This window comes from uncultured Litoreibacter sp. (assembly GCF_947501785.1).
Lineage (GTDB): Bacteria > Pseudomonadota > Alphaproteobacteria > Rhodobacterales > Rhodobacteraceae > Litoreibacter.
Window position 1 is genome coordinate 2,151,160 of sequence record NZ_CANMXB010000001.1, and the last position, 20,286, is coordinate 2,171,445.

The 20,286-nt window shown below is 60.1% G+C and carries 20 protein-coding genes; 7 read left to right on the forward strand and 13 right to left on the reverse strand.

Annotated features, from left to right (window positions below; translation table 11 throughout):
• Positions 1-27 precede the first annotated feature (27 nt).
• From phbB to Q0899_RS10765, 3 genes are all read right to left on the reverse strand, one after another.
• A complete protein-coding gene (gene phbB / locus Q0899_RS10755) occupies positions 28-753 on the reverse strand; it encodes an acetoacetyl-CoA reductase (protein ID WP_298293616.1) in 726 nt (241 codons plus the stop codon).
• Positions 754-841: 88 nt separating this feature from the next.
• A complete protein-coding gene (locus Q0899_RS10760; RefSeq protein ID WP_298293618.1) occupies positions 842-2,017 on the reverse strand; it encodes an acetyl-CoA C-acetyltransferase in 1,176 nt (391 codons plus the stop codon).
• Positions 2,018-2,215: 198 nt separating this feature from the next.
• Positions 2,216-3,040 (reverse strand): EAL domain-containing protein, encoded by an 825-nt coding sequence (locus Q0899_RS10765; RefSeq protein WP_298293620.1) that lies wholly within the window; start codon positions 3,038-3,040, stop codon positions 2,216-2,218.
• Between the two features lie 130 nt (positions 3,041-3,170).
• Here Q0899_RS10765 and Q0899_RS10770 point away from each other — a divergent pair, with 130 nt between their 5' ends.
• Positions 3,171-3,743, forward strand: coding sequence for a DNA-3-methyladenine glycosylase I (locus Q0899_RS10770; protein ID WP_298293622.1), 573 nt, complete (start codon positions 3,171-3,173; stop codon positions 3,741-3,743).
• Here Q0899_RS10770 and gndA read toward each other — a convergent pair.
• Positions 3,740-5,152, reverse strand: a complete 1,413-nt coding sequence (gndA, locus tag Q0899_RS10775; protein ID WP_299192749.1) for an NADP-dependent phosphogluconate dehydrogenase — start codon at positions 5,150-5,152, stop codon at positions 3,740-3,742. The genes Q0899_RS10770 and gndA overlap by 4 nt on opposite strands.
• A 130-nt stretch (positions 5,153-5,282) precedes the next feature.
• Here gndA and pobA point away from each other — a divergent pair, with 130 nt between their 5' ends.
• Genes pobA through Q0899_RS10800 form a run of 5 tightly spaced genes read left to right on the forward strand, consistent with a single transcriptional unit; the run spans position 5,283 to position 9,027 of the window.
• The gene (pobA, locus tag Q0899_RS10780) at positions 5,283-6,452 is read left to right on the forward strand and encodes a 4-hydroxybenzoate 3-monooxygenase (protein ID WP_299192750.1); all 1,170 of its coding nucleotides are present in this window, start codon (positions 5,283-5,285) and stop codon (positions 6,450-6,452) included.
• A 10-nt stretch (positions 6,453-6,462) separates the two neighbouring features.
• Complete coding sequence (gene pcaC / locus Q0899_RS10785; RefSeq protein ID WP_299192752.1) at positions 6,463-6,843, forward strand: 4-carboxymuconolactone decarboxylase; 381 nt, start codon at positions 6,463-6,465, stop codon at positions 6,841-6,843.
• Positions 6,840-7,577: a protocatechuate 3,4-dioxygenase subunit beta gene (gene pcaH / locus Q0899_RS10790; protein WP_298293630.1), complete on the forward strand. Its 738-nt coding sequence runs from the start codon at positions 6,840-6,842 to the stop codon at positions 7,575-7,577. Before pcaC ends, pcaH begins: the two co-directional genes overlap by 4 nt.
• A gap of 1 nt (position 7,578) precedes the next feature.
• Positions 7,579-8,187 carry a protocatechuate 3,4-dioxygenase subunit alpha gene (gene pcaG, locus Q0899_RS10795; protein ID WP_299192754.1) on the forward strand — a complete coding sequence of 203 codons (609 nt, stop codon included), beginning with the start codon at positions 7,579-7,581 and terminating at the stop codon, positions 8,185-8,187.
• A gap of 6 nt (positions 8,188-8,193) precedes the next feature.
• Positions 8,194-9,027, forward strand: coding sequence for a 3-keto-5-aminohexanoate cleavage protein (locus Q0899_RS10800; RefSeq protein ID WP_298361882.1), 834 nt, complete (start codon positions 8,194-8,196; stop codon positions 9,025-9,027).
• Here Q0899_RS10800 and Q0899_RS10805 read toward each other — a convergent pair.
• From Q0899_RS10805 to Q0899_RS10825, 5 genes are all read right to left on the reverse strand, one after another.
• On the reverse strand, positions 9,016-10,701 hold the full coding sequence (locus tag Q0899_RS10805; protein WP_299192757.1) for a sulfatase-like hydrolase/transferase: 1,686 nt from the start codon (positions 10,699-10,701) through the stop codon (positions 9,016-9,018). The two genes, Q0899_RS10800 and Q0899_RS10805, sit on opposite strands and share 12 nt — an antisense overlap.
• Before the next feature lie 123 nt (positions 10,702-10,824).
• The gene (locus Q0899_RS10810) at positions 10,825-11,751 is read right to left on the reverse strand and encodes an SMP-30/gluconolactonase/LRE family protein (protein ID WP_299192759.1); all 927 of its coding nucleotides are present in this window, start codon (positions 11,749-11,751) and stop codon (positions 10,825-10,827) included.
• 106 nt (positions 11,752-11,857) lie between these two features.
• Entirely contained in the window at positions 11,858-12,895 is a 1,038-nt protein-coding gene (locus tag Q0899_RS10815; protein ID WP_299192762.1) for a LacI family DNA-binding transcriptional regulator, read from the reverse strand.
• 34 nt (positions 12,896-12,929) lie between these two features.
• Complete coding sequence (locus Q0899_RS10820) at positions 12,930-13,433, reverse strand: gluconokinase (RefSeq protein WP_298361893.1); 504 nt, start codon at positions 13,431-13,433, stop codon at positions 12,930-12,932.
• A complete protein-coding gene (locus tag Q0899_RS10825; protein WP_298293644.1) occupies positions 13,430-14,185 on the reverse strand; it encodes an SDR family oxidoreductase in 756 nt (251 codons plus the stop codon). The genes Q0899_RS10820 and Q0899_RS10825 overlap by 4 nt, the downstream gene beginning before the upstream one ends.
• Positions 14,186-14,340: 155 nt before the next feature.
• On the opposite strand from Q0899_RS10825, the gene Q0899_RS10830 reads away from it, so the two are divergent.
• On the forward strand, positions 14,341-15,381 hold the full coding sequence (locus Q0899_RS10830; RefSeq protein ID WP_299192765.1) for an L-idonate 5-dehydrogenase: 1,041 nt from the start codon (positions 14,341-14,343) through the stop codon (positions 15,379-15,381).
• Here the strand turns inward: Q0899_RS10830 and Q0899_RS10835 are convergent.
• From Q0899_RS10835 to Q0899_RS10850, 4 genes are read right to left on the reverse strand one after another with little or no spacing between them, the layout of a single operon-like run.
• Positions 15,378-16,502 (reverse strand): Gfo/Idh/MocA family oxidoreductase, encoded by a 1,125-nt coding sequence (locus tag Q0899_RS10835; protein ID WP_299192767.1) that lies wholly within the window; start codon positions 16,500-16,502, stop codon positions 15,378-15,380. The genes Q0899_RS10830 and Q0899_RS10835 overlap by 4 nt on opposite strands.
• Entirely contained in the window at positions 16,503-17,558 is a 1,056-nt protein-coding gene (locus tag Q0899_RS10840) for a sugar phosphate isomerase/epimerase (protein WP_298361901.1), read from the reverse strand.
• 30 nt (positions 17,559-17,588) lie between these two features.
• Positions 17,589-18,647 carry a LacI family DNA-binding transcriptional regulator gene (locus Q0899_RS10845; protein WP_298293651.1) on the reverse strand — a complete coding sequence of 353 codons (1,059 nt, stop codon included), beginning with the start codon at positions 18,645-18,647 and terminating at the stop codon, positions 17,589-17,591.
• Between the two features lie 14 nt (positions 18,648-18,661).
• Positions 18,662-20,281: a dihydroxyacetone kinase subunit DhaK gene (locus Q0899_RS10850; RefSeq protein ID WP_299192770.1), complete on the reverse strand. Its 1,620-nt coding sequence runs from the start codon at positions 20,279-20,281 to the stop codon at positions 18,662-18,664.
• Positions 20,282-20,286 lie beyond the last annotated feature (5 nt).

A 20,286-nucleotide genomic window follows, 5' to 3' on the forward strand; every position in this document is an offset into this window, starting at 1 on the left:
GTCGTTAAGACTTAATTTTACGCGTTGTTAGGACATATATTGTCCGCCATTGGCGGAGATGGTCGAGCCGGTGATGAAGCCCGCGTCGTCGGATGTCAGGAATGCGACGGTGCGGGCGATCTCGTCCGCTTCTCCGAGACGGCCAACCGGGATCTGCGGAAGGATGACTTCGTTCATCACTTTTTCAGGAATGGTGCTCATCATCTCGGTGTTGATGTAGCCGGGTGCTACAACGTTCACGGTGATGCCTGCACGTGCGCCTTCCTGGGCCAATGCTTTGGTGAAGCCGATGTCGCCCGCTTTGGTCGCGGCGTAGTTGGCTTGCGCGAACTGCCCCTTCTGCCCGTTGATCGAGCTAATCGTCACGATGCGACCGAACTTGCGTTCGCGCATGCCGCCCCAAACGTTGTGGGTCATGTTGAAAACACCGTTCAGATTGGTATCGATGCATTCATGCCACTGCTGCGGCGTCATCTTGTGGAACGGCGCGTCACGGGTGATGCCGGCGTTGTTGACCAGAATGTCAACGGGGCCAAGATCGGCTTCGATCTGGGCGATGCCCGCGGCGCAAGCGTCATAATCGGCCACATTCCACTTGTAGGTTTTGATGCCGGTTTCTGCGGTGAAAGCCGCGGCTTTTTCATCGTTACCAGCATAGGTTGCGGCAACAGTGCAGCCATCCGCCTTCAGTTTTTGCGCGATCGCCGCGCCGATACCGCGCGAACCACCAGTGACAAGAGCAACACGGGACATGAGAGATTCCTCCAGAATCAGAAAGCTAATTATATTTCGGTAAAACTGTAAGTTGCGCAATTTTCATGCGCAACCTGTTTTGCGTGATTTAGTCCCGCTCGAGACACATAGCGACGCCCATGCCGCCCCCGATGCAAAGCGTCGCCAGACCTTTCTTTGCGTCGCGGCGCTGCATTTCGAACAACAGCGTGTTCAGCACACGGCAACCGGAAGCGCCAATAGGGTGGCCAATCGCAATCGCGCCGCCATTGACGTTCACGATGGACGGGTCCCAGCCCATGTCCTTGTTCACAGCACAGGCCTGCGCGGCGAAGGCTTCGTTGGCCTCGACCAAATCGAGGTCTTCCGGCTTCCAACCGGCTTTCTCCAGCGCTTTGCGGGACGCGTAGATCGGGCCGACACCCATGATGGATGGGTCCAGACCCACGGTCGCGTAGGACGCGATGCGGGCCAGCGGCTGGATGCCGCGTTTTTCGGCGTCGTCTGCGCTCATCAGCAGGGTTGCCGCCGCGCCATCGTTCAGGCCCGAGGCGTTTGCAGCCGTTACCGAGCCGTCCTTGGTAAAGGCGGGGCGTAGCTTTTGCATGGCCTCCATGGTTGCGCCGTGACGGATGTATTCATCAGAATCGACAGTAATGTCGCCTTTTCGGGTGGAAATAACGAACGGCGTGATCTCGTCAGCAAATTTGCCGGCCTTTTGCGCCGCTTCAGCTTTGTTCTGCGAACTGACGGCGAATTCATCCTGCATCTCGCGGCTGATCTGCCACTTCTCGGCGACGTTTTCAGCGGTTTGCCCCATATGGTAGCCGTTGAACGCATCCCATAGACCGTCGCGGATCATCGAGTCGATGTATTTCATGTCGCCCATTTTCTGGCCTTGGCGCAGGTTCGCCACATGGGGCGACATAGTCATGTTTTCCTGACCGCCAGCGGCCACGATGGACGCGTCGCCCAGTTGAATATGCTGTGCACCCAGCGCGACCGCGCGCAAGCCGGAGCCGCACACCTGGTTGATGCTCCAGGCGGCGCTTTCCTGCGGCAGGCCCGCATTGATATGCGCCTGGCGCGCCGGGTTCTGGCCCTGGCCACCGGTCAGAACCTGCCCCATGATGGTTTCGGAGACGTCCGACTTGTCGATACCAGCACGGTCGACCACAGCTTCCAGCACGGCCTTCCCGAGGTCATGCGCTGGGGTGTTCGCGAAGGAACCAAGAAAACTCCCGACAGCCGTGCGGGCAGCGGAGGCGATTACAACATTGGTCATGGGTTTCCCTTTCCGACGGAGGTCGTCGATGAACGATTCTATATCTGGCGCAAATGCTGCACCTGCAAACACTTGGTATCAGGGCAAATGGACGGAGGCAAATTTTCCCATCCAAGGCACGCGGGGACGGTGTCCGCTTCTTGTGATTTTTGAGATATTGCCCGGAGCACCGGGCCTGTGGCAGCGCGGCGCGTTGACCTACCCTGCGCGGGAAAAGGAACCTTTGGCATTTTCGGGCAATCTGAGTTTCGGCGCCCCGAAGAGGTAGCCTTGCAGGCAGTCAACCTGAGCACCGATCAGATATTCCGCCTCCGCCGCAGCTTCAATGCCTTCGGCGACGGTGAACATGTCGAAATGCTGCGCGATGGAGACCAGCGCTTCGGTGAGGATCTGGTTGTCCGGGTCGCGATCAATGTTGCGGATGAAGCCGCAGTCGATCTTGACCAGATCAAAGTAGAAATCCTTGAAATACCGGAACGCCGTGTATCCGGCGCCGAAATCATCAAGCGCAAAGCAGATGCCCTTGTCGTGGATACGGTCCATGAAGTTGACGACCGCGTCGGGCATGACCATCGCCGACGCTTCCGTAATTTCGAGGATAAGGCGCTCACCCAGGGTCGGATCCTGCCCCAGCGCCGTTTCTAGCACCTGTTCCCATTGAGGGTTGCCGATGCTTCGCGGCGACAAGTTGATGGACAACCGCAGACTTGGGTTTTCCATCAACGCATTGCACCCCATATCAAGCGCCAAACAATCTATGATGCGCCCCTCCGGCAGCGGTTCAATGGCCGAGATGAAGTCGCGCGCAGGAATGACCCGCCCCGTATCATCCATCACCCGGATCAGGCCTTCGTAAAACGCGGGGACACCGACATTTGCGGCCTGCACAATCGGCTGAAATGCGAGCATGACGTTGCGGGTTTCCAGGCCATGGCGCACCATCTGCAGCATGTCGGCATCGCGCTGCTGGACCGCTGCGGCAAGCGGGTTGTCCGCAATGGCCCAATCCTGGTTCTCCGACACGTCCGCTTACTCCGATTAGTGACGGGATCACCTAATAGCCCGCAGATTAAGGTCGGGTTAATGTTCCAATTTTGTTCTAATTCGACTAAACTGCCCAGCAACGATCAAACCCTTTGAAAGCAATGCCAAAATGACAGAGAGATGCGGCTGGTGCGGCCTGGAACCAATTTACGTAGATTACCATGACACCGAATGGGGCGTCCCCGAATATGACAGCCGCACCCTTTGGGAGAAGCTGATTCTCGACGGATTTCAGGCGGGTCTGAGCTGGATCACCATCCTCAAGAAGCGCGACAACTTCCGCGCCGCCTTTGAGGGGTTTGACCCCAATGTCATTGCCAGCTGGGGCGAACCTGAGGTCACCAGGCTGCTTGGCGACGCCGGCATCATCCGGCACCGTGGCAAGATCGAGGCCACCATCGGCAACGCGCGGGCTTGGCAGGTGATCGAACAGCGCGAAGGGTTTGACCAGTTCTTATGGAAATATGTGGACGGCAAACCGTTGCAAAACCAGTTCCGCACCGTGGACGAGGTTCCGCCTGAGACTGAACTGAGCAAACGGGTGTCAAAGGACCTCAAGAAAGAGGGGTTCAAGTTCTGCGGCCCGACCATTGTTTACGCCTTCATGGAGGCGACTGGGCTGGTCAACGACCACCTTGTCAGCTGCCATTGCCACGAAAAGGTGGCGAAGCTCGCGCGCTAAAGCTGGCCGCCCCACGGCCCGTGGAAACCCTTGCCATCTTTGTCGGTGCGTTCAAACCCATGCGCGCCAAAGAAGTCGCGTTGCGCCTGGATCAAGTTGGCAGTCGACCGCCCCGTGCGCATCGCGTCGAAATAGGCGAGACCCGCCGACAGCGCCGGGACTTGCAGCCCATGGGCGAGCGCGGTTGTCACCGTTTTACGCAAAGACGGCTCGTTCCGACGGATAAGGTCCGAGAAATACGGCGCAAACAGCAGGTTGCCGTCCGGGGCCTCGGTCAACGCGCTTGCCATGTCGTTGAGCATGGAAGACCGGATGATGCAGCCCTCGCGCCAGACGCGCGCGATCTCGGGCATGGGAAGATCCCAGCCGAATTCCGCGCTTGCTGCGTTGAGCAGCGCGAAGCCTTGCGCGTAGCACATGATCTTGCCGACGATCAGCGCTTGCTCCAGATCGTCATCCGACAACGCGCCATCGGCCAATGCGACAGGGGCCGCGCCATAGGCGGCTTCCCCCTGTTCGCGTTGAGATTTCAGCGCAGACAGGTTGCGGGCCGCGACTGCGGCTTCGATCACAGGTACGGGAGCACCGAGGTGCTGGGCTTCGATCACAGTCCAGCGGCCGGTTCCCTTTTGCCCGGCCTTATCCATGATGATGTCGAGCATCGGCGCGCCGCTATCGTCTGAGGCGGCGGAGACCTTGCCTGAGATTTCAACCAGATAAGATTGAAGGACGCCATCGTTCCAAGCGTCGAAAACAGCGGCACATTGTTGCGCGGTCATGCCTTGGCCGTCGCGCATAATGCCGTAGGTCTCTGCAATCATCTGCATGTCGGCATATTCGATGCCGTTATGCACCGCTTTGACGAAATGCCCGGCCCCGCCTTTGCCCATCCAGGTGGCGCAGGCTGTGCCTTCGTATTTTGCGGAGATAGCGGTGAGAATATGGGCCACATGGTCCCACGCCTCCTTGGGACCGCCGCCCATGATGGACGGGCCGAACCGCGCGCCTTCTTCGCCGCCTGAAACGCCTATGCCGAGAAACGGCACGCCTGCCTTGTCTGCATCAGCGGCGCGGCGCTGGGTGTCGCGGAAGTTGGCGTTACCCGCGTCGATGATCATGTCGTCATCATCCAGAAAGGGGCGCAGTGCCGCGATTTGTGCATCTACAATTTCGCCTGCGGGCACCATCAGAATGATCGCTCGGGGGGATTTGATGCTGGCGACCAGCTCTTCCAGCGTTTCGCAGGCGGTGATCCTATCAGCCAGGTCGCCAGCATTCGCTTTGAATTCGGTCGTACGTGCTGTGGTGCGGTTGAAGACCGAAATCGGGAACCCGTTTTCAGCGATATTCAGGGACAGCATGGCCCCCATCGTTCCAAGGCCAATGAGGCCGATCTCAGACTGAGCCATGTGTCGCGACTTCCCTCGTGTTCGCCTGATTGTTATCGGTAACAAAACCGGAGGTCAAACACCCTGGCCGCCATCTTTCCGTTTACATTCAGGACCTCCCATATCAGGCTCATGACCGGGAGGAAGACGTATGAGAACGCAGGTCGCAATTGTAGGTGGAGGGCCGTCTGGCCTGCTGCTGGCACAGTTGCTGCATCTGCAGGGCATCTCCTCGGTCGTACTGGAGCGCAAGACCAAAGACTATGTGCTTGGCCGGATCAGGGCAGGCGTATTGGAGGTCGGGCTGGTTGACCAATTACGCGCAGCCGGGGTGGGGGAACGGCTAGATGCGGACGGGATCACCCATGACGGCACAGTCATCTCCTACGGTGATGAGCAGATCCGCATCGATTTCGCCGCACATACCGGCCAGACGGTCACCGTCTACGGCCAGACCGAGGTGACGCGCGACCTATACGCCGCCCGCGAAGAGATGGGCGGAGCGTTTGTCTTCGACGTGGAAAATGTCGAGATCAAGGACGCCGATACCGATCAACCCTATGTAACCTATCAAAAGGATGGCACCGGACACCGGATTGACTGCGACTACGTCGCGGGGTGCGACGGGTTTCATGGGGTCAGCCGCCAGTCCATTCCCACGGACAAACGCCAGGAGTTTGAGAAGGTCTATCCCTTCGGCTGGCTTGGCATCCTGTCAGAAACCCCGCCCGTGCATGAGGAACTTATCTACGCCAGCTCGGATGCGGGGTTTGCGCTGTGTTCTATGCGGAATGCAAACCTAAGCCGCTACTACATACAATGTGCCATGGACGACGACGTCCGCAATTGGAGCGATGATGCCTTCTGGGACGCGCTGCGCCGCCGGATCCCGGCCGAGCATGCCGAGATGCTGGTGACGGGTCCGTCGATTGAGAAGTCTATCGCGCCTTTGCGGTCCTTCGTGTGCGAGCCGATGCAATGGGGCCGACTGTTCCTGTGCGGCGACGCCGCCCATATCGTGCCGCCGACCGGGGCCAAGGGCCTCAACACAGCGGCCAGCGACGTGCATTACCTGAGCCAAGCCTTGATCGCGCATTACAAGGACGGCGATAACAGTGGAATTGAGGGGTACTCGCAGAAAGCGCTTGCCCGGGTCTGGAAGGCTGAACGGTTCAGCTGGTGGATGACCAGCCTGCTGCACCGTTTCCCCGACCAGAAAGAGTTTGATATCAAGATGCAACAGGCCGACGTCGCCTTCCTGCGCGACAACGCCAATGCGCAGGCCGTGCTGGCGCAAAATTACGTAGGCCTACCCTACTAGGGAGATGAGGATGACCGACCGCTACGACCAAGGCATGGCCACTCGCCGCGCGGTGCTAGGCGACACGCATGTGGACCGGGCTGAGGCCGCAAAGACCGACATGGACACCCAGTTTCAGACGCTGATCACCGAAGGCGCGTGGGGCACCGTGTGGTCGGGCGACGGCATCCCGCAGCGCGAGCGGTCCATGCTGACATTGGCGCTGCTGGCCGCGCTGGGCAATTTCGACGAAATTCCCATGCATATCCGCGCAACGGCGCGCACCGGGGCCAGCAAGCAGGATGTGCTGGAGGCGTTCCAGCACGTGGCCATCTACGCAGGCGTGCCACGCGCCAACCAAGCTCTGAAGCTGGCCAAACAAACCTATGCTGAGATGGAGCAGGACCCATGACCACCCCTCCCAAGGGCAACGGCTACCGTGTACGCGACCGCGACTGGCATCCCGACGCGCTGACGCCGGCCTACAAGACCACGGTGGCGCGCGCGCCGCGCCACGCATTGTTGTCCTTCCCGACCACCATGAGCGAGCAAACGGCTCCGGTCTTTGGCCACGACCTGATGGGGCCACTGGACAGCGACCTAGTGCTCAACTTTGCCCAGCCGGGCGAAATGGCGTTGGGCCCGCGCATCATCGTCAAAGGCCGGGTGATGGACGAGTTCGGCAAAGGCCTCCCCGGCGTTTTGCTGGAAGTTTGGCAGGCCAATGCCGGTGGGCGGTATCGCCACAAGAAGGAGGCCTATCTGGCGCCGCTTGACCCCAATTTCGGCGGCTGCGGGCGGGTGATCACCGGGGAGGACGGCAGCTACGAGTTCCGCACGGTGGTGCCCGGCCCCTACCCCTGGCCCAACGGCATGGCGGATTGGCGGCCCGCGCATATCCATTTCTCCCTGATGGGCCATGCCTTTGCGCAGCGGCTGATCACGCAGATGTATTTCGAAGGGGACCCGATGATCTGGCAATGTCCTATTGTTGGCGCGATTGATCAGCGCGAGGCGGTTGAAACACTGGTCGCCGCGTTGGACATGTCGCAGACCCTGCCCATGGACGCGCGGGTCTACACGTTCGACATGGTGCTACGCGGCCGCCGACAGACCTTCTTTGAAAACCGCTGGGAGGGGATGTGACATGGTGAAGACATGGAAAGAGAGCCCTTCACAGACGGCGGGGCCTTACGTGCATATCGGCTGCACGCCAAACTTTGCGGGCATTGAAGGTGTGTACCCTGAGGACCTTGGCGGGTCGATGATCACCGGCAAGGTCAAAGGAGAGGTGTTCACGCTCAGCGGCGCGGTGTTTGACGGCACCGGCACGCCGCTGAAGGACGCGATGGTGGAAATCTGGCAACCCGACGCGCAGGGGCTGTTCAACGCAGCGCACGAGGAACGCGGCAAAGCCGACAAGAACTTCACCGGCTGGGGCCGCTGCGCCTGCGACATGACCACCGGCGAGTTTTCGTTCGAGACCATCAAACCCGGCGCGGTGCCTTACGTTGACGGGCGGATGCAGGCCCCGCATATCACCTTTTGGATCGTCGCACGCGGCATCAACGTAGGCCTGCACACGCGGATGTATTTCGACGACGAGCCAGAGGCCAATGCCCAGGACCCGATCCTGTCGCGCATTGAGCATCAATCGCGCGTTCCCACGTTGATGGGGCGCAAGCAGACGGATGGGGGCTACCGGTTTGATATCCACCTGCAAGGCGACGCGGAAACCATCTTCTTTGACATGTGAGACCCCATGACCAAACCCTGCATCATCTGCGTGGCCATCACCGGCTCGGTTCCGACAAAGGAAAACAACCCGGCGGTGCCGATCACGGTAGCCGAGCAGATTGAAAGCACCCATGCGGCCTTTGAGGCCGGGGCCAGCATCGCGCATTGCCATGTGCGCAATGAGGACCAAACGCCTACTTCAGACCCCGAGAAATTCGCGGCCCTGAAAGAGGGGATCGAGGCGCATTGCCCCGGAATGATTGTCCAGCTTTCGACCGGCGGACGGTCAGGCGCAGGACATGAACGCGGCGGCATGCTGCCGTTGAAGCCGGACATGGCCTCGCTGTCGGTCGGGTCCAACAACTTCCCGACGCGGGTCTATGAGAACAGCCCCGATCTGGTGGCCTGGCTGTCCTCCGAGATGCGCCAATATGAGGTGACACCGGAGGTGGAGGCGTTCGACCTGAGCCACATCCTGCAGGCCATCAGGATGAGCGAAGAAGGCCTGTTGCATGGCAAGCTGTATGTGCAGTTCGTCATGGGGGTCAAAAACGCGATGCCGGTGGATCGCGCTGTCTTCGATTTCTACGTGCAGACGATGAAAGCCCGCGCGCCAGAGGCCGAATGGTGTGCGGCGGGCGTCGGCCCCGGACAGGTGGTGATCAACGAATGGGCCATTGCCGCAGGCGGGCACACCCGCACGGGGCTGGAAGACAATATGCGGATGGATCGGGACACGCTTGCCCCGTCAAACGCCGCGCTGGTCAGCCGGGCCGTTGATCTTTGCGAAAAATACGAACGCCCCGTCGCAACGTGGCAGCAGGCGCGTGAGATCCTTGAGGTGCCGCTAAGAGCCTGACGAGGTGTCGTCTTTCAAATAGTTGCCCGGCGCGGGGCCGTTGTATTTCTCCGTCAGCTCTGCCGAAACCTCGGACCCATCGACCATGAACGGCAATATCCCGCGCCGTAGGGAGCGGCCTCGCATGGCTTTGATGTCATCCTCTGACTTTGTAACCCGTTGCGCCAAGCGACGGCCCCACTGAGCCAAGTAGTCGTACATCTGGTCGATCTGCGGCTGATGGTCGCCTGTTTTGGCGAGGTCGTGAAACTCCTCCGGGTCGGTCTGCAGGTCAAAGAGCATCGGGCGGAAGCCACCTTCGGCATGCATCAGTTTGTAGCGGCCATCGAAAACCATAAAGAGCCTCGCATCGCGCGGCTCTAACCCAAGTTTGACGCATTGGGGGGTCGGGGAATAGTCAAACTCGCTGATCGCGTAGTCCCGCCAGTCCGGCACCTCCCCGCGCAGCCATGGCAGGAGGGACCGCCCTTCAAGAATGTGATCCGGCACCTTGCCGCCGGCCACTTCTACGAAGGTCGGGGCGAGGTCGATACTTTCCACCAAAGCATCGCACACGGTGCCACGTGAGACGTCTGCCTCTGGTCGCGGATCGGAGATGATGAGCGGCACCTTCACGCTGGGCTCGTGAAACAGATCTTTCTCTCCCAGCCAGTGATCGCCCAGATAGTCGCCATGGTCAGAGGTCAGCACGATCATGGTTTTGTCCAACCGGCCGCTGTCTTCCAGGTAATCCAGCAGCACGCCGAGTTGGTCGTCACATTGCTTGATCAGCCCCATATAGGCGGGGATCACCTTTTGTCGGACCTCGTCTTGTTGGAACGCTTGCGCGATCTTGTTGCCCATATAGGCCCCGAAGACCGGATGCGGATCGTCGCGTTCCGCATCATGGCGTACCGGCGCGGGGACGTGGTTGGGCCCGTACATGTCATGGTAAGGCGCGGGCACGATATAGGGCCAATGCGGCTTGATGAAACTGACATGGGCGCACCAACCATCCTCCGCCTGCTCGATGAAGTTGATGGTTTCGCGGGTCAGCCACGGGGTTTCGCTGTCTTCTTCGCGGATGTTGGCGGGTTTGTCAGCATTGGCAAACATCCAGCCGGAGGCGATATCGCCTGCCTCGTCCACGCCGGCATTGGCAAAATCGGCCCACGGGTTTTCCGACGGGTAGCCTTTGGATTTCAGGTATTCGTTATATGGCGAGCGTTTCTCATCATAGAATCCGTCCGGGCCGTATCCCCACAGCCCGTCGTCGCGGGTCCAGGGGTCAAACCCACATTCCGCCTGCCGCGCGCCGATTTGGCTGTCGGGGCTTAGGCCCAGCCGCGCCATACCATCCGCATCGGCCTTCATATGGGTTTTGCCGATCAGCCAGCAGGACATGTCTTGGCGGCGCAGATGATCGCCTAGCGTTTGTTCACCGACGCGCAGCGGGAACCCGTTCCATTGCGCGCCGTGGGACGACGTGTAGCGGCCCGTGTAGAAACACATGCGCGACGCCCCGCAAATGGGCGACTGCACATAGGCGTTGGAAAACCGCACGCCGCGTTTTGCCACCCGGTCAAAGTTGGGCGTTTCCAGATGCGGATGGCCCGCGCATGACAAATAGTCAAAGCGCAGCTGGTCATACATGATGAACAGAATGTTGGTTTTTGAATCTTGCTCCGCAGGCACGGGCGTCTCCCCCTCGGTCTTCTTGGCAGACAGGTTCTACGAAAATCGCCGGCAGGCAAAGGGCCAACTGTCAGGCTGTCCAGGTAGGGCACCCAATTGCGGATCGCACGGGATGCGCCTTTTCTAGACGGGGGAAATGCCGTTGACGTTGAGATAGGCAGAATAAAGTGACGTCGTGCCGCAGATAAACAGCCGATTCAGCTTGGGACCGCCGAAGCAGACATTGCCCACGATTTCTGGGATGTGGATTTTGCCAATGAGCGTCCCGTCAGCCGTCAGGCAATGCACGCCGTCACCCGCCGAGCTCCAGATGCGGCCGTCACGGTCGAGGCGGAAGCCGTCGAAAACGCCATTTGTGCAATCGGCAATGACTTTGCCGCCGCTGAGCGCGCCGCCATCCGACACGTCATGCGCCCGGATATGGGCGGGCCCACCTTCGGTGTGCGTGACGCCGGTATCAGCGATATAGAGCGTTTTCTCGTCTGGAGAGAAAGCCAGCCCGTTGGGCTTCATGTAGTCGTCCGCCACGATCGCGATATCGCCAGTGTCAGGATCCACGCGGTAGACATGGCAGGCCCCGATTTCGCTATCGGCGCGGTTGCCCTCGTAGTCCATCAAAATGCCGTAGCTTGGGTCGGTGAACCAGATGGAGCCATCAGACTTGATCACCACATCATTGGGCGAGTTGAGCCGCTTGCCATCATAGCGGTCTGCGATCACAGTGATGGAGCCATCAAGCTCAGTCCGGGTGACGCGGCGGGCGAGATGTTCGCACGACACCAGACGGCCCTGCCGATCCACGGTCTGACCGTTGGAATTGTTCGACGGGTCCCGGAATACCGAGACGGAGCCGTCGGTTTCGTCAAACCGCAGGATGCGGTTATTCGGGATGTCGGACCACAGAAGATACCGGCCCGCCGCAATCCAGACAGGGCCTTCCGACCAGCGCGCGCCGGTCCACAGCCGTTCAACCCGTGCGTGGCCGATAAGGCAGTCGTTGAATCGCGGATCAATGGGCTCAAATCCCGTCCCCTCGATCACTCCGAACATCTTCGTTTCCTTTCTTCTTCGGCCGGGCATCCCAGGATTCATGGATTAGCCCAGCGTGGCGCAAATATGCGCTTCACACCATACAGAACTGCCCGCTGCAGATCGGCTAGCTGGTCTCACCGATCACCAGATGCGATCCAACATCGACGTAGCGGGGCGCAACGTCGCCCAGATCAAAAAGGTTCTGTAGCAACGCCGCCGTCCGAACTCCGATACCATGCGCGTCCACGCCAACCGTTGTGATGCGCGGGTCAGATACCGTCGCGACATCGAACTGACCAAAGCCGGTGATGGCCAAATCCTCCGGCACCGATAACCCCATGCGGCGGCACTCACTCAGCACGCCGAAAGCCACGGGATCCGACACGCAAAGGACCGCGTCGAACCGGGCAATGTCCGGGCCAATTATGCGGACCGCCGCCGCGCCTTGGCGCATGGAAATAGGTGCCGGGCCTGCATTGATAAGTTCGACCTCATCAAGCCCATGCGTGCGCGCCGCACGAATAACACCGGCGCGGCGCGCCGCGCCGCGCATATCATCCCCGTCCTGTGCACCGACAAATGCAAGCTTGGTGCGGCCTCGGCCTGCCAAATGAGCCACGACTTGATCCATCGCATCAGCGTTTGAAAATCCCACCACATGCCCGAGCGGGTACTTTGGCAAATCCCAAATCTCAACCAACGGCAGGTTTGCAGCAGCCAACATCTTCCGTGTTGCGTCTGTATGCGTGCCGCCCGTCAGGACGATGGCTTCCGGGTTTCTGGCGAGAAGTTGGCGCACCAACCTCTCCTCCCTTTCAACGCTGTAATTTGTGCTGCCCAACAGCAGTTGAACGCCGCTGTCTGTCAGCCGGTCAGAAAGCCCGCGAAACGTTTCCGCAAAATTCGCGTTGTTGACCGACGGCAAGGTGATCGCCACAAACCCGCTCTTTTGAGTGCGAAACGCAAGCGCCGTCGTGTCGTACCGATAGCCCAGCTCGTGCGCCGCCTTCTGGATCAAGTTGCGGGTCTCCGCACTGACGGTTTTGTCGTCGCGCAAGGCGCGTGAAACCGTCATCGGCGACACCCCGACTGCCTGCGCCACATCGCGCATTGTGACCCGACCCGTCACCGCCGCCCGCCCCGAGGTTCTGAAATCCCGCATTTGGGCGCGCCTTCGAAGGTTGCAACTTTCCCGATCATCCAAGTGTGTCCCGCAGATATGCCTTCGACTGCCGCATCACTCCTTCGAAGGATTGGGATATGTCTATGCGCGTGCCGCTCTCGCCAGGCATGAGATGTTCAAGGGCCGCAAATTGGCTATCCAACAACGAGCTTGGCATGAAGTGTCCCGGCCGATTGGCGACCCGGTCGACCAGCACCGATTTGGGTGCATCAAGATGCAGGAAGTGGACGTCCTCCTTGACCTCAGCGCGGATAATATCGCGGTACTGTTTCTTCAGGGCTGAACAACCAACAACAATCGGTCCTTCATGCTGGGCAAGTGTCTGCCCGACCTTGGCCAACCATGGCCCGCGATCCGCGTCGTCCAGCGGCTCGCCGCGCGTCATCTTGGCAATGTTCTCTTTGGGATGCAGGTCGTCACCGTCGAAAAACGCGACAAATCCATCCGCCGCCAGAGCCTGCCCCACGCTTGTTTTGCCGCAGCCGGACACCCCCATCAAAACGAAACAGCGGCTCACAGCGACGCCGTGATACCGCCATCCACGTAGAGCACATGGCCATTTACAAAGCTCGATGCGTTGGATGACAGGAACACGCATGCCCCGACCAGCTCATCAACATTTCCCCACCGGCCGGCCGGGGTCCGTTTCTCAAGCCACGCTGAGAAGTCTGGATCCGCTACAAGTGCTGCGTTGAGTGGTGTGTCGAAATAGCCCGGCGCAATTGCGTTGCATTGCAACCCGTGCTTGGCCCAGTCCGTCGCCATACCCTTGGTCAGATTGCCAACAGCGCCTTTTGTCGCCGTGTAGGGCGCAATGCCGGGGCGGGCGAGCGCGGTTTGAACGGATGCTATGTTGATAATCTTGCCTGCGCCACGACCAATCATGTGGCGCGCAACGGCTTGCCCTACATGGAACACACTGGCCACGTTGGTCTGAAGGATTTTTTCGAACGCGTCTGCCGGGAAGTTTTCCAGCTCGGTGCGGTGCTGCATGCCCGCATTGTTCACCAATATGTCGATGGCGCCATGTTCGGCTTCGAACCCGTCAACGGCCTTTCGCACCGCATCATGGTCGGTGGCATCAAAGGCGAGGGTCTTTGTATCTCCTCCGATTGCGGCGGCTGCAGCCGCAAGCTTGTCGGTGTTGCGCCCGTTCAAAACGACGCTGGCCCCGGCATCGATCAGGCCTTTTGCCAAGGCAAAACCGATCCCCTGCGACGACCCGGTTATGAGCGCGCGACGCCCCTTCAGGGAGAATAGTTCTGACATCGGCGGACCTCATCCGTGGCTTGACTTTGTGGAAATGTTACCGATAACATGTTACCGATAACACCACCTGTCAAGCAAGGAATTGCGGCCTTGGGCGAACCAGTCATCTGGTGCTATTTGCATCCGCAAGCACCCCGCAAGACCAAGGAACGCACATGAAAGCCATCGTCGCACATGCCGCCAAGGACCTTCGGCTTGAAAACCAGCCGGTGCCAAACCTTGGATCTGGCCAGCTACGCATCCGGCTTCAATCCGGCGGCATCTGCGGATCCGATCTGCATTACTACAACCACGGCGGGTTTGGCGCTGTCAGGTTGAAAGAACCGATGGTTCTGGGCCACGAAGTGTCGGGCATCGTTGATGCTATTGGGGAAAATGTAACCTCCCATGAGGTTGGTCAGTTGGTTGCGGTCTCCCCGTCGCGCCCGTGCAATGCCTGCGAGTATTGCCATGGCGGCGCGCAAAACCATTGCATGAACATGCGCTTCTACGGATCGGCCATGCCGTTCCCCCATATTCAGGGCGCATTCCGCGAAACGCTGATTGCCGACGCCACGCAATGCGCGCCTGCCGATGGGTTGACCGCCGGAGAAGCCGCCATGGCAGAGCCGTTGGCCGTGGTCTTGCACGCGGCCAAGCAGGCGGGCGATCTAATGGGCAAACGGGTGCTGGTAACGGGCTGCGGGCCAATTGGCCTTTTGGCCGTGATCGTCGCGCGCGCCGCTGGCGCGGTTGAGGTTGTCGCCACCGACATCACGGACTTCACCACACAAATGGCTCGTAAGGTCGGCGCGGACATGTCCCACAACGTCGGCGACGACCCCGCGGCGTTGGAGCAGTATTCAGCCGACAAAGGGCATTTCGACGTTTTGTTCGAATGCACCGGCGTGGCCGCCGTTGTCGCGTCAGCGGTCCCCGCCCTTCGGCCACGCGGCACTATCGTTCAGCTTGGCCTTGGGGGGGACATGACGTTGCCGGTGCAAGCCATGACCGCCAAGGAGCTGGTGCTGAAAGGGTCATTCCGGTTCCATGGCGAATTCTTCACCGCCGTCAAACTGATGAGAGGCGGACAAATCGATGTGAAGCCGCTGATCACGCACAACACGCCGCTGGGCGATTTTGCCGCCGCATTTGAATTGGCCTCTGACCGCAATCAGGCGGTCAAAGTACAGATCGACTTCACGACCTCCGACTAGAGCTTCACCCAAGCCGCGTTGCGCGCGGATGACCGCACGCAGGCGTCGATGAATTGCACCCCGCGCAAACCGTCGTCGATTGTCGGGTATGTGACCTCACCTGTTGGGGTCTTGCCGTTCCTGTGCGCCACGATAGCCTCCGCCGCTTCGGAGTAGATGTTGGCGAAGGCTTCCAAATAGCCTTCGGGGTGGCCCGGTGGGATGCGGCTCATCCGGGCGGCTGAGGTCCCCGCACCCGCCCCGTTTCGGGTGATCAACCGCTTCGGTTCGCCAAAGGGCGTATGCCAGAGGTAGTTCGGGTCCTCCTGCGCCCATTCAAGGCCACCTTTGTCACCATAGACCCGGATGCGCAGCGCGTTCTCATTGCCTGGAGCCACTTGAGAGCACCAAAGCATGCCCTTCGCCCCGCCCCCAAAGCGCAACATGACGTGGCCATTGTCGTCCACCTGACGACCCGGCACAAATGCGTCGAGGTCGGCAGCAAGGCTTTCAACCTCCAGCCCCGTGACAAACCGCGCCAAATTATGGGCATGGGTACCGATATCACCGGTGGACCCGCCAGCCCCAGACCGCGCTGGATCAGTGCGCCATTCGGCTTGTTTGAAATCCTCATGCTGGGTCAGCCAATCCTGCGGGTATTCGACCTGCACCACCCGAACCTTGCCGATCGCCCCACCCGCGACCATCTCCCGCGCTTGCCGGACCATGGGGTAGCCGGTGTAATTGTGGGTCAGGATGAACAGCGCATCAGATGCCTCCGCCGCTTTCACCAGCTTCTTGGCATCGGCCAGTGTGGAGGTCAGCGGCTTGTCGCAGATCACGTGGATGCCGCGTTTCAAAAACTCCCGCGCGGCTGCATAATGCACGTGGTTGGGGGTGACGATGGCCACGGCTTCGATCCCGTTCTTCAGTCGCGCTTCCCGGATCGCCATGGCTTTGAAGTCACCGTAGATGCGTGGCAACCCCAGCGCCTCGCCGGATGCTTGCGACTTCTCGGGGGTTGAACTGAGGGCCCCTGCGACCAGCTCATACCGGTCGTCGATACGTGACGCGATGCGGTGGACACCGCCGATGAAGGCGTCATTACCGCCGCCGACCATGCCAAGTCTGATGCGTTCCATTTATCCGATCCCCAGCATTTTGCGGTTTGCCGCCTCATCCGTTCCTCCGTCGGCGAAATCGTCAAAGGCGCGCTCTGTGACCCGGATGATGTGGTCTTTGACAAACTGCGCGCCTTCGCGTGCCCCGTCCTCCGGATGTTTCAGGCAGCATTCCCATTCGACCACGGCCCAGCCGTCAAAGTCGTTGGCCGCCATCTTTGAAAAAATGGCTGCAAAATCGACCTGTCCATCGCCAAGCGAGCGGAACCGCCCAGCCCGGTCGACCCACGGCTGGTAGCCGGAATATACGCCTTGGCGGCCGGTCGGATTGAATTCCGCATCCTTGACGTGGAACATCTTGATCCGGTCTTTGTAGATGTCGATGTTGTCTAGATAGTCGAGACATTGCAGCACGTAGTGGCTGGGATCATACAGCATGTTGCAGCGGGCATGGTTGTCCACCCGCTCCAGAAACATCTCGAACGTGACGCCGTCATGCAGGTCCTCGCCGGGGTGAATTTCGTAGCAAATGTTGACGTCATGTTCGTCAGCATGATCCAGAATGGGCCGCCACCGTTTGGCCAGCTCATCGAATGCCGTTTCCACCAACCCGGCGGGGCGTTGCGGCCATGGATAGATGTATGGCCATGCCAATGCACCAGAGAAGGACACATGGTTCTTGATGCCCATATTGGCCGACGCCGATATTGCCTTCATCACCTGATCGACCGCCCATTCCTGGCGCGCCTTCGGATTGCCATGCACGGATGGGTCGGCGAAGCCGTCAAAGGCCGCGTCATATGCCGGATGCACCGCGACCAGCTGGCCTTGCAGGTGGGTGGAAAGCTCGGTCACCTCCACGCCATTCTCAACTGCTTGCCCTTTAAACTCGTCGCAATAGTCTTTGCTGTCAGCCGCCTTGGCCAGATCAAACAGCCGCGCGTCCCAGCTGGGGACCTGCACGCCCTTGTAGCCGCAATCGGCCGCCCATTTGGTGATAGCATCCCATGAATTGAACGGCGCCTCGTCGCCTGCGAACTGCGCCAGAAAGAGCGCCGGGCCTTTGATCGTTTTCATGTTGTCCCTCCAATTTTTGAGATGCTTGGGTCAGACCCGCGGCGGCAGGTTCTCCCGAATTAAGACTTCGATCCGAATATGTTCTTGCGAGGCCAGAACCGGGGCCTCGTCACATTTGGCGCGCATGACCCGCAATGCGCTGCGAGCCAGGTGGCCGGTGTTTTGGTTGATCACGGCGTCAAGGACACCTTCCTCCAAGAGGTCACGGGAATTATCGGTCAGCTCGTGGTCAATGCAGATCAGGCGTTCGGGCGCTTTGTGTTCAACCAAGGCATCAGCTATGCCGCGTACACTTGCGCCGACAGAATAGACGGCGACCACATCTTCGTTTTCCTGCAAACAGCGGCGGGTCAGCGCTTGCGCAACTTCGGGGTCGTCATAGGCCTCGATGCTGGGCAGCGGTGTCAGGTTCGGGAATTGCTCGGTCATCACGGTGTCAAAGCCCAACCGCCGTTCCAGCATGTCGCGGGCATGCATGGAGGTTACCACGACCGCCACTTTTCCAACCCGGTCGCCCACAAAGCGCCCCAGCAGCCTGCCAGCGGTGCGGCCAGCTGAGCGGTTGTCGAATCCCACGAAATGGTCCCGTTCTGAATTGGGCTGGTCCGCCACGAGGGAGACAACCGCAACGCCGCTCTTTTTCAGGCGGGCAATCGTGTCACGCACAATTGGTGTCTCGTGGGCCATGATGGCCAGCCCGTCAATTTCGGCCGGGTCCAGCGCGGTCAGCTCTTTCACCAAAGCCGTGTGGTTGCGGCTGGAAATTAGGATGGTACGCGCCGAGATACGGTCATAGAGCGCGTTCTTGACCGCTTCGGCAATCGAGTTGCGCAGCCCTGTCAGGAATTGGCCCTTGCCGTCGGGCAGCACAAAGACAAACCGGTAGGTGCGTTGCCGTGCCAGATTGGCAGCGGACAAGTCACGCACGTAACCCAGCTTTTCGATGGCCTCATTGACCCGCTCGACAGTTGCCTTTCGCACGCCTTCGCGCTTGTTGAGGACACGATCAACGGTCGCCAAACTGACCCGCGCTTCGCGGGCGACGTCTTGCGACGTGGGTTTGGGGGTTGATCGGTTTTCGCTGTTCATCTGCGTCCTTTGGGTTAGCGCGCCAGCTGTTCAAACAGCCGCGCAACAGCTTCCGCGCCTGGATCGTTGAACCCGACGAGATTTTCTTCGGGGACATATGCGGCACGGCCTGCATTTGCACGAGTCATTTTTGCAGTCGCGTCAGCGCCGTCACGCGCGGCAGCTGCCGCTTTGTCGATGCCGTCTGGCATAGCCTTTAGGGCCGGACCAAGGGCATCAATCATTGTGCGATCACCTTCCGTCGCCCCGCCGACCTGGCTGATACGGTTAAGCCCCGCAAGCAGCGCTTTGGACACTGGCAGCCCGCCGGCGCAGGCATCGCCTGACGCCTCGAAGAAGATCGCGAGGATCACGCCCGACGAGCCGCCCATGGTCTGGCTCAGCTCAATGCCGATGGCGCGGAAGAGCTGCGTCGCGTCTGCGAGGGGCAGATCGTCCAACCGCCCTTTCAGCGCGCGCGCTGCCGTGGCCAATGTGGACCCGGTGTCCCCATCGCCTGACTTGGCGTCGAGCGTGTTCAGATCATCCTCACAAGAGATCAGCAAGTCGCAGCAATCGGCCAGCACCTTGCGCGTTTTATCGTTCACCGATGGGTTCGGTTTGATCGGGCTTAACCCGTCCGGCAGAGGCCGGGTCGTGACCGGCGTGATAGCCTTCATCCCAGGCCAGGCCGAGGGCTCGACGTCCGCTTCCAGCTGCGCGATGTTGTCGGAGCCAACCGGCAGGATCGAGACCGAAAACCCGTGCATATCCAGCGAGGTCATCAGGGGCGCCGGGCCAATGACATGTTTGATGTTCACCGCGCGGGGCGAGGTGGCCAATTCATGGGCGAGGATGCTCATTTCCAACGGGGTGGTCGACCCGAGGTTATTCAAAATTACAACATGCGGCCCCTTGCCGATCCTGGGAGCCAGCTTTTCCAGCACCTGATCCATTGCTGTCCGGGCGTCAGTGAACGCCACCTGCTCCACCCCGGCCTCGCCATGGATGCCAAGGCCAAGCTCCGCTTTGCCCTTGGCAATCCGATCTTCCTTTTCCGAGCCAGGCACGGTGCACGTGTCCAGTGACGTCCCGATAGAGGCCATATTGTCGATGGTGGCCTGCGCCGCCTTGGTGACTGCATCCAGGTCCGCGCCACTTTCGGCAAGCGCGCCTGATACTTTGTGGACGAACAACGTACCCGCAACACCGCGGGCCTGCGGCAGGTGCGGCAAAGCGATGTCATCATCGACAATGACCATCGAGACCCGCAAACCGAACGCGCGGGCGCGTTCTGCCGCCAGCCCGAAGTTCAACCGGTCACCGGTGTAGTTCTTGACGATGAGCAGGCAGCCAGCCTTGCCCGTCACAGCCAGAATACCCGCCAGCACAGCGTCGACGGAGGGGGACGCAAAGACCTCGCCACAAACCGCGGCAGTAAGCATGCCCGCGCCCACGAACCCTGCATGCGCCGGTTCATGCCCTGATCCTCCACCAGAGATAAGCGCCACTTTCGATTTGTCCCAATCCGCGCGGCAGACCACCTTGATATGGGGGTAGCCGTCCAACCGCGTCAGCGCCCCGCCTGACGTCTCGATCAAACCGTCCACGGCATCAGTGACCAGGGTTTCCTTGGCGTTGATGAATTGGCTCATGTCTT

Coding starts and splice junctions, on each gene's coding strand:
- phbB (WP_298293616.1), bottom strand. CDS start 753: ATGTCCCGTGTTGCTCTTGTCACTGGTGGTTCGCGCGGTATCGGCGCG.
- Q0899_RS10760 (WP_298293618.1), bottom strand. CDS start 2,017: ATGACCAATGTTGTAATCGCCTCCGCTGCCCGCACGGCTGTCGGGAGT.
- Q0899_RS10770 (WP_298293622.1), top strand. CDS start 3,171: ATGACAGAGAGATGCGGCTGGTGCGGCCTGGAACCAATTTACGTAGAT.
- gndA (WP_299192749.1), bottom strand. CDS start 5,152: ATGGCTCAGTCTGAGATCGGCCTCATTGGCCTTGGAACGATGGGGGCC.
- pobA (WP_299192750.1), top strand. CDS start 5,283: ATGAGAACGCAGGTCGCAATTGTAGGTGGAGGGCCGTCTGGCCTGCTG.
- pcaC (WP_299192752.1), top strand. CDS start 6,463: ATGACCGACCGCTACGACCAAGGCATGGCCACTCGCCGCGCGGTGCTA.
- pcaH (WP_298293630.1), top strand. CDS start 6,840: ATGACCACCCCTCCCAAGGGCAACGGCTACCGTGTACGCGACCGCGAC.
- pcaG (WP_299192754.1), top strand. CDS start 7,579: ATGGTGAAGACATGGAAAGAGAGCCCTTCACAGACGGCGGGGCCTTAC.
- Q0899_RS10800 (WP_298361882.1), top strand. CDS start 8,194: ATGACCAAACCCTGCATCATCTGCGTGGCCATCACCGGCTCGGTTCCG.
- Q0899_RS10810 (WP_299192759.1), bottom strand. CDS start 11,751: ATGTTCGGAGTGATCGAGGGGACGGGATTTGAGCCCATTGATCCGCGA.
- Q0899_RS10815 (WP_299192762.1), bottom strand. CDS start 12,895: ATGCGGGATTTCAGAACCTCGGGGCGGGCGGCGGTGACGGGTCGGGTC.
- Q0899_RS10825 (WP_298293644.1), bottom strand. CDS start 14,185: ATGTCAGAACTATTCTCCCTGAAGGGGCGTCGCGCGCTCATAACCGGG.
- Q0899_RS10830 (WP_299192765.1), top strand. CDS start 14,341: ATGAAAGCCATCGTCGCACATGCCGCCAAGGACCTTCGGCTTGAAAAC.
- Q0899_RS10835 (WP_299192767.1), bottom strand. CDS start 16,502: ATGGAACGCATCAGACTTGGCATGGTCGGCGGCGGTAATGACGCCTTC.
- Q0899_RS10840 (WP_298361901.1), bottom strand. CDS start 17,558: ATGAAAACGATCAAAGGCCCGGCGCTCTTTCTGGCGCAGTTCGCAGGC.
- Q0899_RS10845 (WP_298293651.1), bottom strand. CDS start 18,647: ATGAACAGCGAAAACCGATCAACCCCCAAACCCACGTCGCAAGACGTC.
- Q0899_RS10850 (WP_299192770.1), bottom strand. CDS start 20,281: ATGAGCCAATTCATCAACGCCAAGGAAACCCTGGTCACTGATGCCGTG.